Annotated in this window: 12 protein-coding genes; 7 read left to right on the top strand and 5 right to left on the bottom strand. The window is 39.6% G+C overall.

All coding sequences use genetic code 11. The features are described 5' to 3' along the window. Positions 1-50 precede the first annotated feature (50 nt). Positions 51-776, bottom strand: coding sequence for a response regulator transcription factor (locus D1367_RS20925; protein WP_118168074.1), 726 nt, complete (start codon positions 774-776; stop codon positions 51-53). Positions 777-1,084: 308 nt separating this feature from the next. On the opposite strand from D1367_RS20925, the gene D1367_RS20920 reads away from it, so the two are divergent. From D1367_RS20920 to D1367_RS20895, 6 genes are all read left to right on the top strand, one after another. Continuing rightward, positions 1,085-1,438, top strand: coding sequence for a HAMP domain-containing histidine kinase (locus tag D1367_RS20920; RefSeq protein ID WP_118168073.1), 354 nt, complete (start codon positions 1,085-1,087; stop codon positions 1,436-1,438). A 348-nt stretch (positions 1,439-1,786) separates the two neighbouring features. Beyond that, positions 1,787-3,121 (top strand): ATP-binding response regulator, encoded by a 1,335-nt coding sequence (locus D1367_RS20915; RefSeq protein WP_118168072.1) that lies wholly within the window; start codon positions 1,787-1,789, stop codon positions 3,119-3,121. Between the two features lie 36 nt (positions 3,122-3,157). After that, positions 3,158-4,282, top strand: coding sequence for a hybrid sensor histidine kinase/response regulator (locus D1367_RS20910; protein WP_118168071.1), 1,125 nt, complete (start codon positions 3,158-3,160; stop codon positions 4,280-4,282). A gap of 1,110 nt (positions 4,283-5,392) precedes the next feature. After that, the gene (locus tag D1367_RS20905) at positions 5,393-5,590 is read left to right on the top strand and encodes a heavy-metal-associated domain-containing protein (RefSeq protein WP_118168070.1); all 198 of its coding nucleotides are present in this window, start codon (positions 5,393-5,395) and stop codon (positions 5,588-5,590) included. A gap of 149 nt (positions 5,591-5,739) precedes the next feature. Continuing rightward, on the top strand, positions 5,740-8,109 hold the full coding sequence (locus D1367_RS20900; protein ID WP_118168069.1) for a heavy metal translocating P-type ATPase: 2,370 nt from the start codon (positions 5,740-5,742) through the stop codon (positions 8,107-8,109). 19 nt (positions 8,110-8,128) lie between these two features. Further along, the gene (locus tag D1367_RS20895) at positions 8,129-8,356 is read left to right on the top strand and encodes a hypothetical protein (RefSeq protein WP_118168068.1); all 228 of its coding nucleotides are present in this window, start codon (positions 8,129-8,131) and stop codon (positions 8,354-8,356) included. Between the two features lie 163 nt (positions 8,357-8,519). Here the strand turns inward: D1367_RS20895 and D1367_RS20890 are convergent, their stop codons facing one another. After that, the gene (locus D1367_RS20890; RefSeq protein ID WP_118168067.1) at positions 8,520-8,954 is read right to left on the bottom strand and encodes a heavy metal-responsive transcriptional regulator; all 435 of its coding nucleotides are present in this window, start codon (positions 8,952-8,954) and stop codon (positions 8,520-8,522) included. A 466-nt stretch (positions 8,955-9,420) separates the two neighbouring features. Between D1367_RS20890 and D1367_RS20885 the strand changes: the two genes are divergently transcribed. Continuing rightward, positions 9,421-10,509 (top strand): aromatic ring-hydroxylating dioxygenase subunit alpha, encoded by a 1,089-nt coding sequence (locus tag D1367_RS20885; protein ID WP_118168066.1) that lies wholly within the window; start codon positions 9,421-9,423, stop codon positions 10,507-10,509. Positions 10,510-10,925: 416 nt separating this feature from the next. On the opposite strand, the gene D1367_RS31070 is transcribed toward D1367_RS20885, so the two are convergent. The 3 genes from D1367_RS31070 to D1367_RS20870 form a co-directional block, all read right to left on the bottom strand. After that, the gene (locus D1367_RS31070) at positions 10,926-11,081 is read right to left on the bottom strand and encodes a hypothetical protein (protein ID WP_181984908.1); all 156 of its coding nucleotides are present in this window, start codon (positions 11,079-11,081) and stop codon (positions 10,926-10,928) included. Further along, positions 11,078-11,746, bottom strand: coding sequence for a hypothetical protein (locus D1367_RS20875; protein ID WP_118168064.1), 669 nt, complete (start codon positions 11,744-11,746; stop codon positions 11,078-11,080). The genes D1367_RS31070 and D1367_RS20875 overlap by 4 nt, the downstream gene beginning before the upstream one ends. A 111-nt stretch (positions 11,747-11,857) precedes the next feature. Further along, a complete protein-coding gene (locus D1367_RS20870) occupies positions 11,858-13,840 on the bottom strand; it encodes a heavy metal translocating P-type ATPase (protein WP_118168063.1) in 1,983 nt (660 codons plus the stop codon). Positions 13,841-14,248 lie beyond the last annotated feature (408 nt).

The raw sequence follows: 14,248 nt of genomic DNA, 5'->3' as shown, positions 1-14,248 counted from the left end.
TGTTCACTGATAACTGTTCACTGATTTTAGTCTCCCTCATCCCCAATTCCTCACGCTACCAACCCAGAACGTAAAGCCCTTACAGCAGCTTGGGTACGGTCATCAGCACATAGTTTATTTAGAATATTACGAACGTGGGTCTTCACAGTACCAACTGTAATGTAGAGTTTTTCAGCAATTTGCCCATTGCTGCACCCAGCTACAATCAACTCCAGGATTTCCAATTCCCGTTGAGTCAAGGGGTAAGTTTCCAAAACTTGCTCGTATTCTGACGCTAACGCCTCAATTTTGACAGTTTTCGGCGTTTTATCAGAACCTTGGCTCTCTCCAGGAATACCTTGCCGCATTTTCCGCAATACCACGTTGGCAATTGCCGGATCAATCCAAGAGTTACCGCCGTGAGTCGCTTGGATCGCCTCAGTTAATTTACTGATGCTTGTTTCTTTCATGTAATAAGAATCAGCACCCGCCGCAAAGGCTGCAAGTACAGCATCCTCTGTGTGATCCATTGTCAGGATGAGAATCTTCGTTCCCGTCTGCCCAGTTTCAGCTTGATGGCGTTTGAATTTACGGGTGAGTTCAATGCCATCCATGTCAGGCAAACCGATATCTACAACAGCTACATCTGGCTTTGCCGTTTCCAAAAGTTTTAGTCCTTGGGTAGCATTTGCTGCTTCGCCAATTACTTTTAATGCGCTGTGAGCCTGTAATGCTGCTCGTAGCCCCATTCGCGTTAAGTCATGATCTTCAATTAAAATAATGCTAATTTCATTCATCGCTACACTCGCTCTTATGCTGTTTGCATCTTTCAAAGTATTACTTTTTCTAAGCGCTATCTTTTATTTTCCCATACCAAAGATAGATGATCTTTCAACCACTCTGCATCCACCGATAGAAATAATAAATTTCCTATTTTTTAGCATTTAGATAGAGAATAAATCTAGCTGGAGATATATAGATCCTTACACAATAAGGATGAAAGATTGAGACTAATGCAAAATTGCTCCTCCTTTGCTAAAAATTTAGCTTTCAGTAGCCATGTTCCATTAGTTAATTACTATTATCTTGCATAAAACTTACAAAAATGGACGACAAATTACAAAAGGTAAAAATTACCTTACGAAAAAGTGAGCGATGGTTTCGAGTGATTTTTAGCCAAATCTTTGGATTCATCGGATTGATGCAGTTGATGGGCATCCTCATGAAAGGGAATCAGACGGCGTTAAAATTTGGTGGAATTACTAGCAAGGTCGTTCGTTGTCCTTTGTGGTCAGCTTGTTGGACTGACTTTTCACGGGATGGGGAAGACCGCGATCGCCAGGAAAATCCTAACACAGGTCTGGCGATCGTTAAGAAAATTGTCGAAATCTCAGGAGGTAGGATTACTTCAGATTCACAAATTGGTATAAGGAGTTACTTTATTATTTACCTAGTCTAAGCAATCTGATGAGTACAACTACTCAGCTTATGGTACACAACAATGGTATGCAACTCTCACCAATGGCTGACGACGGTCGCTTGCTGACTCAATTACAATTGTTTTAAGCTGTAAAGTATAAGTATTTTATTTAACTTTATATCAGCTATGTTTGCTGTGATGAATGTCGAGCAAGCATTCAATAAAGCTAATATTATTAACTCAACAAGTATTGGATATTGTGCCAAATGTCTTAGTAAATAAAGTTACCGATTTTATATGTGAGAAAATATTATATTTTTTAGTTAGATAATCTCAAAAAAGGAATGTTATACATCAACCTATGTTTAGCGGCAAAAATAAAAACCGATGGAAGATACGCTGAAAATTTTGGTTGTAGATGATGATGAAGTAGACCGGATGGCAGTCCGTTGTGCCCTGACTAAAGCAGGTATTCAAATAGAACTATCTGAAGTAGCCAATAGCAATGATGCATTTTCTATTTTAAACACTACTGGCTATGATTGTGTTTTCCTCAACTATCGCTTAATAGCTCAGGATGGACTAACCTTAATTCAACAGCTACGTTCTTCGGAAATTAAAGTTCCTTTAGTAGTCCTAATTGATCAAGAAGATGAACAAACTGCTGTCCAATTATTAAAAGCTGGTGCTACAGACTATCTCTCTAAATCTAGGATATCTCCAGAAAATTTGGCACAAGTTTTGCGGAGTGCGATTCGGGTTTATCGGGCTGAAATACAGGTAGCTTTGGCAAAAGACCAGCTTAGAGAAAGTCATGAAGAACTTCTTCGTAAAAATCAAGAATTAGAGAGACAACAGCAACAGCTTCAAATGCAAAACTTCAAGCTATCAGAGGCATCAGTGCTAAAATCACATTTTTTAGCAACTATGTCTCACGAACTCAGAACGCCGATGAATGCGATTATTGGTTTTTCTCAAATACTCCTGCGTCCTAAGTTTGGTCAACTAACGCACCAGCAAGCAGATATGGTTGAGCGCATCTTGAATAATGGCAAGCATTTGCTGATGCTAGTCAATGAAGTTCTCGACTTTTCCAAGCTGGAGGCAGGAAGATTAGACTTAAAAGCAGAAAGATTTGATGTCTTAAAGGTAATAAATCTGGCTGTAGGTGAAATGCGTTCCCTAGCTGACGCTAAAAATCTATCATTGTTAGTGCAAACGGATTTGCAAAATACTTTGGTATTTAATGATCCAGTTCGGCTCAAACAGATTGTAATTAATCTGCTCTCCAACGCCATTAAGTTCACAGAGTCAGGTGAAGTTTGCGTTGAAGTTAAAGAACTACCTGCAAATCGATTAACAATTATTGTTCGGGATACAGGTATTGGCATAGCACCCAGAGATTTTCAACGTATTTTTGAAGCATTTCGACAAGTCGATCAAACTCTGACTCGGAAATATCCAGGTACAGGTTTGGGTTTGGCAATTGTAGATTCACTGGTGCGAATGATGGGTGGCAAAATCTTTCTTGAGAGCAAATTAGGGGTGGGTTCAACATTTAAAATTGAATTACCGCGTCAAATTTCATTATCGTCTGTAGGAGGTGAACCTCCACCTTTACAGTTAGATAGCAACCAGGTTTTTTCATCTGCTAAAAATCCGCATCATTCATCTACTCAAGCTAGGCAATCACCAATAGGATATCCTAAATTTAAACTATAAATTACTTTCAAAAAAACTGATAAAAGTTGATAAATTATGTCTGTAGTTGAAAATAATAAAATTTATCGCATCCTCGCAGTTGATGATACTCCAGATAATCTCTTTTTGGTTCAAGCAATTCTAGAAAGTGAGGGGTATGAAATTGATCTGGTTTCAGATGGAATAAAGGCTTTGCGAAAAGTTGAACAATCTCCACCCGATCTGATTCTGTTAGATGTGATGATGCCAGGGATAGATGGTTATGAAGTCACCCGTCGGATTCGGAATAACCCAGCAATTAGTTATATTCCAATTCTGCTGATTACAGCCTTTCACGAATCGAGTGTTGTCGAAGGTTTAGATGCTGGTGCTGACGATTTTATTCGTAAACCATTTGATACTGATGAACTATTGGCAAGGGTGCGATCGCTATTACGTCTCAAGCACAGTCTAGACGAACAGCAAAAAATGGCCCGCCAAAGGGAGGACTTTGTTTCCCGTCTGACTCATGATTTGCGGACTCCCCTAGTAGCCGCCGATCGCATGTTGAATTTGTTTGAGATGGAAACATTCTGCAAAATTTCGCCGGAAATGAAACAGGCGATCGCAGTTATGATTCGCAGTAACCAAAATTTGATGGATATGGTAAATACCCTCCTCGAAGTTTATCGTTTCGAGGCAGGTAAAAAAACGTTGAATTGGGAGGAATGCGATTTACGTGAGATATCTCAAGAAGTAGTGAGCGAACTAAGTCCTCTAACTGGTGAAAAAGGGTTGACTCTAAAAATAGATACCACTGAATTAAATCTACTAAGTAAAAACGCTGGGATTATTATGGGCGATCGCTTGGAACTACGGCGGGTGATAAACAACCTAATCGCAAATGCCATCAAATTTACAGATACAGGAGGCATCACAATCCGCATTTTTGAAAAATCACCTAATCCAGAAAATCCAGATTTGGTAACAATTGAGATCCAAGATACAGGATATGGGATTGCGCCTGAAGATCAAGCAACAATTTTCGAGCGATTTCGCCAAGGCAAAAATAAACGTTCAGGTAGTGGTTTAGGGCTACATCTATCACACCGGATTATAGAAGGACACGCTGGAACAATCCAAGTTACCTCTGAACTAGGTAAAGGTAGTTTGTTTACTGTGCAACTACCTAAAAATATTTAACTTTTTCAGCGAATTTTAGATTTTAAATTTGGCGATCGCAGTTCTTATTGAAAAGAAAAAGCGACTTACAACTAAACCTTAAAACGACTGGATTCATCTATATTTTTTAAACACACTGTAGATAGATGAATTAAACCTATAAATCCTTAGTATAATGCTTACTCTGCAATTTATGAATCTCACTTTCTTAGGACTTACGCATGAGTTACGGAATAACGTAGACGCTTCTCTACGAGACGCTACGCGAACGGCTTGCCGCAGGCTACCGCAATACACCAAGCAAGAAAAAACTATTACTACCATATCTGGATCAATATTCGTATCATTCTATGGATAGTAGAAATAATTATTTTACAAAGTTATTATTCAGCCTGTTAATGCCTGAAAAAGGTGTATGTACCCTGGAATAATACTCAGGGTCTTTTTTGATCAAAACTTAGATAAGTCAAAGATATACTCTCATCGCAATAAAGGTAAATTGACTCTTCAAGTCATCACCCAAGGGCAGCCAGTAGCATATCAGCTTTTAGAATATTTGGATACAGCCTATAGCAAGATGAACTAAAGGAAAGGTCGGTCTAAATTAATCTTGGTGTAGTAAATGTTTGGTATATATACAGACTTGGTTTAACCAAGCCTTTTATTATGACACCAGGTAAATTCTTATCTAACTAACTGAAACTGATTGCAAAATAATCATCAATTTTATGTGGTAATTGCATTAATACGGATTTACAAAGGCTCCACAGATGCGATTCTAATATCAGGGAATAAAGATGGATACCCCTGGTCAATACCAGGGGCTTTTTACTTAGCAGCTAGGCTTTAAACGTCAACACCGGACTCAATCGCGCCACAACGTCCACCATTTCTGCCTCAAGCTGCACATCAATCACAGATGAATCGGTTTTAAACCCATTTTTATACTACGTCGTAAAGAAATTTGAAGTTTAGCGAAAAACTTTTAAAATTCTCTAGACTCTCCAGCCGGCTGGAGAGTCTAGGATGAATTCAAGGGGACTCTCAACCAGTTATTTCTGACTGTTGACGGTTATCCCTCAGTCATCCAACTTGGTTTGGCTAGGTTGTTCATTTTTATCCCGTAAATCTATGACTCTCCAACTCACAGTTCCCAACATGGCTTGTTCTGTTTGTGCAAGTACCATCACTAAAGCACTTCAAGCAGTCGATGCCAATGCTAGCGTTCAGGCTGATCCAACAACCAAGCTTGTCAGTGTAGAAACTCAAGCATCAGAAACAGTAATTAAGGAAGCATTGGCTGCTGCTGGCTATCCAGTTGCCAACTAATTTGTAATTCGTAATTGTTGGCGAAGCACTCGCGGGTATTTGTCTTTCTTGGCGGTATTTACCTGTTGGGGTCTAAATCCCCAAATAATTTAATTACGAATTACTTTAAGATCCTCCACATCAATCACAGGGGTTCGGTTCATCTAGTTATGGATACTCTCACACTCAAACTTCGAGGGATGAGTTGCGCGGCTTGCGCCAACAATATCGAAAAGGCAATTCGCTCTGTTGCTGGGGTAAGGGACTGCAACGTTAACTTTGGAGTAGAACAAGCTACCATCAAGTACGATCGCTCTCTAGCGAATTTAGAGAAAATCCAAAGTGCGATCGCATCTGCGGGATACTCTTCTTACTCACTCCAGGAAGAATTGCTCACCGAAGAAGATGATGCAGAGATTGCGAGTAGGCAAGCATTACAACGCCAACTCTCCCTTAAAGTAACGGTGGGAGGTGTAATCAGCATTTTCCTATTTTTGGGGTCGTTCCCCATGATGACTGGGTTGAACTTGCCCTTAATTCCAAGCTTCTTACAAAATCCTTGGATACAGTTAGTACTGACAACACCCGTCGTGTTCTGGTGTGGTGGATCTTTTTACCGCAATGGCTGGAAATCCCTCAAGCGCCATACGGCGACGATGGACACGCTAATTGCTTTGGGTACAAGTGCAGCATATCTATATTCTTTATTTGTCACTATTTTCCCGAAATTTTTTATTGCTCAGGGATTGATACCTCATATTTATTACGAAGTTGCTGCTATTGTCATTACCTTAATTTTGTTGGGGCGGTTGCTGGAAAATCGCGCTAGGGGAGAAACTTCTGAAGCTATCCGCAAACTCATTGGATTGCAAGCTAGAGATGCCAGAGTCATTCGTGATGGTAGAGAAATTGATGTTCCCATCGCCGAAGTCAGAATCAACGATGTAATTTTGGTACGTCCTGGTGAAAAGATTCCGGTAGATGGTGAAGTGATTACAGGCGCTTCGACGGTAGATGAAGCGATGGTGACCGGTGAAAGTTTGCCAGTCAAAAAGCAGCCAGGAGATGAGGTGATTGGGGCGACGATTAACGGTGCGGGTGCATTTCAGTTTCGGGTGACACGAGTCGGAAATGATACGTTTTTGGCTCAAATCGTCAAATTAGTGCAACAAGCCCAAGGTTCTAAAGCACCAATTCAACGCTTGGCAGATCAGGTTACAGGATGGTTTGTACCAGCTGTGATTGCCGTTGCGATCGCCACTTTCGTCATTTGGTTTAATTTCACTGGCAACCTTACCCTAGCAACAATGACAACGGTGGGTGTACTAATTATCGCTTGTCCTTGTGCTTTGGGTTTAGCTACTCCCACTTCTGTAATGGTGGGGACGGGCAAAGGTGCAGAAAATGGCATTTTGATTAAAGGCGCGGACAGCTTAGAACTAGCACACAAAATTCAAACCATCGTTTTAGATAAAACTGGTACTTTGACTCAGGGGAAACCTACGGTTACAGATTTTGTAACTGTCAATGGTACAGCTAATGGTAATGAAATCCAGCTTTTACAATTAGCAGCAACGGTGGAACGCAATTCTGAGCATCCTTTAGCTGAAGCAGTGGTGAAATATGCCCAGCAAAATTTTGTAGAGACGCGAAATTTCGTAGAGACGCGAAATTTCGCGTCTCTACAGGTGAAAAACTTTGTGGCGATCGCAGGTAGTGGTGTCCAAGGAGTTGTTTCAAATCAGCTTGTGCAAATTGGTACACAACGCTGGTTAACAGAACTTGGAATTAACACCATAAGTCTCCAGCAGTATAAAGATGACTGGGAAGCGGCTGGTAAAACAGTCATTTTGATTGCTGTAGATGGCGAACTACAAGGAATAATGGGTATTGCCGATGCCCTTAAACCTTCCTCAGCAGCAGTGGTGAAAGCCTTACAGAAGTTAGGTTTAGAAGTAGTAATGCTTACCGGAGATAATCGTAAAACTGCTGATGCGACCGCTCTCCAAGTTGGCATCCAGCGAATCTTTGCCGAAGTGCGTCCAGAGCAAAAGGCGGCGATTATCCAATCTCTGCAAGGGGAAATAGGGGGTAGAGGGGCGCAGAGAAAGAATTCTCATAAATTCTCACTCCTAACTCCTAACTCCTCACTCCTCACTCAGCACTCAATTGTTGCAATGGTAGGTGATGGTATAAATGATGCCCCAGCCTTGGCACAAGCTGATGTGGGAATAGCAATTGGAACGGGAACAGATGTAGCGATCGCAGCTAGCGATATCACTCTAATTTCTGGCGATTTGCTCTTAATTGTTACAGCTATTCAACTTAGTCGCGCCACCATCAACAACATCAAGCAAAATCTCTTCTTTGCCTTTATTTACAACGTTATTGGTATTCCCATTGCGGCTGGAATTCTGTTCCCCATCTTTGGTTGGTTACTCAATCCAATTATCGCCGGCGCTGCGATGGCTCTTTCTTCGCTCTCTGTTGTTAGCAATGCTCTCAGATTGCGTAACTTTCAACCAAAAAGTATCTCATAATTTCAGGATAATTTCGGAAATGTTCAGTAAAAAAATGTTTTGGGGAAGCCTGATAGCTTTAGTTCTTCTCACTGGAACATCAGGCGTAGCATTAGCAGAAATGCCAGCCCACTCGCCAGAGCAAAACAGCCAATTTCACCGCATCGAGCAACCTTTGGGCTTGAAAGTTGGTGTTGCGATCGCAGGTTTAGCCTTGATTGGACTAGAGTTGTGGTGGTTTCTTCTCTATAAAAGTCCTGAGTCCTAGTGGTCTGTCTCATAAGTTCTGATTGATTAGTTTGGTACCAAAACCCTGTAGAGACGCGTTAGCGTAGCGGGACGAAGTACAATTTCGCGTCTTTAGAACCCCGCAAAATTAATGAAACAGACTACTAGATGAGGAACAAAGAAATTGCTTTATTTTTTAATTTTTAATTCCGCCCTGCTGTACTAGTGTTTTGAATGATGGGGCAAATTGTATCCTCATGCTGTCCGTCCATATTCTTCCAGCCTGAAAGTAATGCCTTTATTTCAGACCGTAAAGTTAACAACTGATCAAGTTGGTGATCAATTTGCGATAGCTTATCTTCGAGCTTTTCTTTAATTTCACCACAGGGAGCTTGTCCTTGGTCATAAACCTGAAGAATATTTCCAATCTCCTCTAAGCTAAGACCAAGATTTTGTGCCCTTTTAATAAACGCTAGACGAGTCAGCACATCCAATGAAAACTGGCGGAAGCCTCCTTCTGTTCGTCTTGATGATTTAATTAAACCTAAACTCTCGTAATAGCGAATTGTCCTGATGGGGATTTTGCTTATATCTGTTACCTGACCAATTAAAAGCAGTTTTATATCCTGAGTTAACACGGCAGATTTTCCCAATTATTGTCATTATTATTACATATTTTTCTAGTTTATTAACTCATTTGAGAGTTTAACAAAATGTTGGTGTCAGTAATTTATGTTATCTATAGGACTAATATTTGATTTCTGAAAAAGTTCAGTACAGATTGAAAAGCCTAATTTCCTACTCCCCACTCCCCACTCCCCGCCCACGTAGATAATTTCAAAAATCAAATACGATTCCTATAATTAGAGATATTACTAAGTTGTGATTTTTCAAATCTTTAGCCTGAATGGATATTAACTTACATCATCTGATATTTAACTAGCCTAATTTTAACAATTGTAATAAAGTTCACTCAACATTTTGCCTCTATAATTTGCTCTATTGATTGGGTAACTGTTGGTCATAGTACTGAAAGTAACTGTTTTTTTCTAGTCCTCATGTTACTTCTAGATCAACAGCTTCACCTCAAGTGAAACCATAAAAATGAATCTCAACTCGCAGACTTTTAGTTCAACCCGTAAACCTAAAAACTTCAATAATCCAAAGCATTTTATTGAGGGATGGTATTGGGTAATACCCTCTCGAAATCTGCGGGTGGGTGAAGTAAAACCTGTCACGATTTTGGGCAGAGAACTAGTGATTTACCGTGGTAAAGACAGAAGAGTAGCTACCTTTGATGCCTACTGTCCACACATGGGCGCTCACCTTGCTGAAGGGAAAGTTGAGGGTAATGCACTACGTTGTTTTTTCCACCACTGGAAGTTTGATGCTGAAGGGATGTGTATTGATATTCCATGTTTAGATACACCGCCTTCCCTAAAGTTACAAACTTGGCCTACTGCTGAGAAATACGGCATGATTTGGATTTGGACTGGAGAAATACCACAACAACCCTTACCTTTTGTTCCAGAGTTGGAAGAAAAAGAGTGTGATGTTGCTATCCATTCTCATTTTTTGGTGAATTGTCACCCCAATGTGGTAATGATTAACGCCATCGATGCTCAACACCTCAATACAGTTCACAAACTGCCAATAGAAATTAATTTTGAAACACAGGAACTGAACGAGAATGCGATTATTTTCACTAACACTACACCCCTCAAAAACGAGCATTTTTTCATTAAGATTATCCGTATTTTCTACAAAAATGCCATAAATTACAGTATTTGCTATTGGTACGGTAGCATTGGTATTGTAACGTTTGGCTTCGATTTCTTCCGTGTCCATATGATGTTTGCAGTTCGCCTCCACGAAGCAGGAAAAGCTGAAGGCCAAATATTGTTGATCGCTAAGAAACGTCAAGGAATCTTTGGTTTGTTATGCAATCGAATTGTGCTATGGCTGACTAAAATTGCAGGTAAATTCTTTCTCAAGGGTGACATCAAGGTTGTGCAAAAAATTCAGTTTGATTTGAAAACTCCCATCAAAGCAGATCACTCAATTATGCAGTTTATTAACCATGTTGAAAAACAGCAATCCCTAATGTGGGGGACTTGGCAAGAAGCGCGATCGCACGATGTGGAGAGCAAGCCCAAGCGTGAGAGATGGCAAGATAAAATGAATAATGACTAACTTCATGTCTATGTCACCAGAATTCCGTCTGGCTAATTAAACGCACACGATCTCATACCATTGTCAACAATCTTTGCAACAATTAATCGTTTGTAGAGGTGTACAGATATATGCCTCTACCAATGTAGGTCTAGCAGGTATTTTGGGAAATGGTATAACAATTAATAAAGGTTAAAAGTTCAAAAAAGTTACTTTTAACTTTTAATTTATTTTTTACTGCGCTACCAAATAAATAAAAAGAAGTGGCAAAGCCACTTCCTAATTCCCAGGTAGAACCTAAGTTATGAGTATAACCACTACAAAATTTTAAAATAGTATAAACAAACACCAATTAACTGATGATCTATGTTTTCCTTGTTTTCTGAGTTAGGAAATTTTGATTTTCATCAGCCAAATAACTGTATATTTACATAGCCTCATGATTGCAATGCAGACTCAATTTTATCCAGTTCATTGCTAAGATGTGCCAGTTTTGCCTCTTCATCAAGAAGAAGTGCGTCTAGTTTTTGTTGCGATCGCCTTTTATAATCTATAGACTTGTGAGTGCCGTGTAAATGTGAAACGGCTATCACTGACTTGGATTCAATGCAACAATAATTTCTGCTAACCTGATTCCCAGAGGTTTCCAATGGGTATTGCTAGAAGAAAAAGTACTATCCCCAGACACTGCTTGGTAGTCATTGGGATATTTCTGTGCAGCATTAGGATCAGCGTTTACTCGCAGGATGAGTTTGCCCTGATAGCGTGATAGTCGGCTACTATCCAACAAAATAGTACCGCCGTAGTCCCACGCCAATCCATAGAGTTTAAAATCACCTAACTTCTTGCGTAATTCGCTCAAGGGTGTTCCAACGCCGATACCTTCGCGGGTTTTCCAAGCTGAACCCAAGTTACGCACATCTAGAGGTTTAGTACGAGTATTATCATTCCAAACTACTAGCAGAGAACGTCCCTGATTTAGGTTTACCTGAGTAGCTGCAAAACTACCCATTCCTTCAGGGCCAGAAATGGTTTTATCAACGAGATGGGATGCACCAAACAGCTTGACTAAATCTTGCTTGGTGGTTGTGCGTGTTATCGGCCCAACTCTTTCCCCAGGAACAATTAAGGTGTCTTTTGAGGGTTGCGATTTAGCAACAGTAACTGGTTGATTGGTTTTCTGGGGTAATGCAGCTACTGGGTTAGTCAATAGTAAAGCTAACGCAACCGTAGCAATACCTTTAATAGATGGGTTCACAGTCTACCTCTGGGAGAATCCGATTTGGGAGTGTTCGATATATTCAATTATTGCTTTTCAGTTTTAAATTCTACAATTTCCCAATTACGGATTCCCGATTTTTCAATAACTTTATTTCATGACTCTAGTTGCGTTGAAAATTGCTAGTATTGCTACTCCAACATCAGCAAATACGGCTTCCCACATTGTCGCTATACCTAAAATACCCAATCCAATGAATACACCTTTAATGAATAAAGCAAGCCCAATATTTTGCCAAACAATCTGCCTTGTTTTTCTGGCGATTTGTATTGCTTCTGCCACTTTTGAGGGTGCATCTGTCATAATCACAATATCGGCAGTTTCGATCGCCGCATCTGAGCCTAATCCACCCATTGCGATACCAACATCTGCTCTAGCAATCACTGGCGCATCATTAATGCCATCCCCAACAAAGGCAACTTTACTATGCTTACCAACGGTGCTGAGTAACTTTTCAACGGCATTGACTTTTTCTTCTGGTAATAACTCTGCTTCGTAAGCATCTATGCCTAGCTGTTCAGCAATTCGGGATGCGATCGCTTCATTATCTCCTGTCAACATTACTGTTCTCTTTACACCCATTCCCTTGAGTGCTTTAATAGCAAGTCTCGCATCTTCTTTAAGTTCATCAGCAATGACAATATACCCAGCATAAATATTATCCACTGCTAGATGAATAACTGTTCCCTCTAACTGGCAATTATCATGAGCAATATTCTCTTTATGTAATAGGCGATCGCTTCCCGCTATCACTACCCTATTTTCAACCTTGGCTCTAATTCCATAGCCTGCTATTTCTTCATAATCTCTCACATCTAATGTATCAATTTTCTCACCATAAGCCTTGCGAATAGATTGAGCGATCGGATGATTTGAGTGTAATTCTACCTTTGCAGCTAATTGCAGTAATTCTTGTTCATTCCAGCCATTTGATGGTACTACTTTTGCTACTTTAAATACCCCTTTCGTTAAGGTTCCAGTTTTATCAAAAACAACTGTATTGACTGCATTTAAAGCATCTAAAAAAGTAGAGCCTTTAACCAAAATACCGCGTTTAGCCGCACCTCCCACACCTCCAAAGTAACCTAATGGAATACTGATAACTAGTCCACAGGGACAGGAGATAACTAGTAAAATTAAGGCGCGATAAACCCATTCTGAAGAAGTTGCGCCAGCAATCAATAAAGGAGGTAATAATGCAACTGCTAGAGATGTAAAAACTACTATTGGTGTATAATATCGGGCAAATTTAGTAATAAACTTTTCTGTTTCTGCTTTTTTACTTTTGGCATTTTGCACCAAGTCTAAAATTTTGGCAATGGAAGAGTCACCAAATAGTTTTGTTACTCTAATACTGAGAACACCCATTTTATTAATCATCCCAGCCAAAACTGTCTCGGATAGCCTCACCGATCGCGGTACAGATTCTCCAGTTAATGCAGATGTATCGACTTGGGAATTCCCATCTATAATCTCACCATCTAAGGGAATCTTTTCCCCAGGTTTGACGACGATAATATCTCCAATATTTACTGTTTCTGGCGATACTTTTTTTAATTCTCCCTTTATTTTAATATTGGCATAATCTGGACGTACTTCTAATAAAGCTTTGATAGAATTACGGGAACGACTAACGGCAAGATCCTGAAACAATTCCCCAATTTTATAAAATAACATGACTCCGACAGCTTCGGGTAATTTATGAATTGCGATCGCTCCTAATGTCGCTACTGTCATCAAAAAGGTTTCATCAAATATTCTACCTCTGAGTATATTACGCCCAGCAGTTTTTAAAACACTCCATCCACTTAATAAATAAGCAGGGATGAAAAGCAGATATTCCCCTATTGAGTAGAATGTATTGTGTAATTGATTTTCAAAAATTACACCAGGCGCATATAAACTTAAAATCGCTACCAAAGGCAATACTTCATTTTTCAGATTGAATTCTCCACCGTGGTCGTGATTATGGTCATGGTTATGATTCTCATCATGATTGTGATTATGATTCTCGTGATGGTCATGTTCACAGTTGCAACAACCTGAAGATTCTGAATGTATTTCCTGCTTCATTTTTTCTGTTAAGGCTAGTAAATTACTTCATATATGAGCCTGTTTCTAAATGTAATAAAAAAAAGAACTTTTTACAAGTTGATAATTTAAGAACGAGAATCTATATCAAATCTATTGCTAAATATTTATCCTATTTTTTGGCTAAAACTAAGATTGTAAAGATAGCTATACTGATTGTTAATTGTATAGAATGCTGAATGTAAAATATTATTTTTGTTGGTAGTGAGCGATTTATCGCTCTGCATAATATTACACAGGTAAAGAACTGCTTACATCAAGCTAACAATCACCATCTTAGGGATAATAGAGCGGATTTAAATTTACTGAAGTACACAACTTAGGTTTTAAGGGACTTCCAAGTAAAAAAATATTCCATTGCTATTGTTCACCGTTGACCGTTGACGGTTC

Origin of the sequence: Nostoc sphaeroides (assembly GCF_003443655.1) — a bacterium.
Classification (GTDB): domain Bacteria; phylum Cyanobacteriota; class Cyanobacteriia; order Cyanobacteriales; family Nostocaceae; genus Nostoc; species Nostoc sphaeroides.
This window is presented reverse-complemented; position numbering and strand designations above follow the sequence as displayed.

Excerpts from the sequence above, each read along its gene's own strand:
- D1367_RS20925 (WP_118168074.1), bottom strand. The coding sequence starts at position 776 with ATGAATGAAATTAGCATTATTTTAATTGAAGATCATGACTTAACGCGA.
- D1367_RS20920 (WP_118168073.1), top strand. The coding sequence starts at position 1,085 with ATGGACGACAAATTACAAAAGGTAAAAATTACCTTACGAAAAAGTGAG.
- D1367_RS20915 (WP_118168072.1), top strand. The coding sequence starts at position 1,787 with ATGGAAGATACGCTGAAAATTTTGGTTGTAGATGATGATGAAGTAGAC.
- D1367_RS20910 (WP_118168071.1), top strand. The coding sequence starts at position 3,158 with ATGTCTGTAGTTGAAAATAATAAAATTTATCGCATCCTCGCAGTTGAT.
- D1367_RS20905 (WP_118168070.1), top strand. The coding sequence starts at position 5,393 with ATGACTCTCCAACTCACAGTTCCCAACATGGCTTGTTCTGTTTGTGCA.
- D1367_RS20900 (WP_118168069.1), top strand. The coding sequence starts at position 5,740 with ATGGATACTCTCACACTCAAACTTCGAGGGATGAGTTGCGCGGCTTGC.
- D1367_RS20895 (WP_118168068.1), top strand. The coding sequence starts at position 8,129 with ATGTTCAGTAAAAAAATGTTTTGGGGAAGCCTGATAGCTTTAGTTCTT.
- D1367_RS20885 (WP_118168066.1), top strand. The coding sequence starts at position 9,421 with ATGAATCTCAACTCGCAGACTTTTAGTTCAACCCGTAAACCTAAAAAC.
- D1367_RS20870 (WP_118168063.1), bottom strand. The coding sequence starts at position 13,840 with ATGAAGCAGGAAATACATTCAGAATCTTCAGGTTGTTGCAACTGTGAA.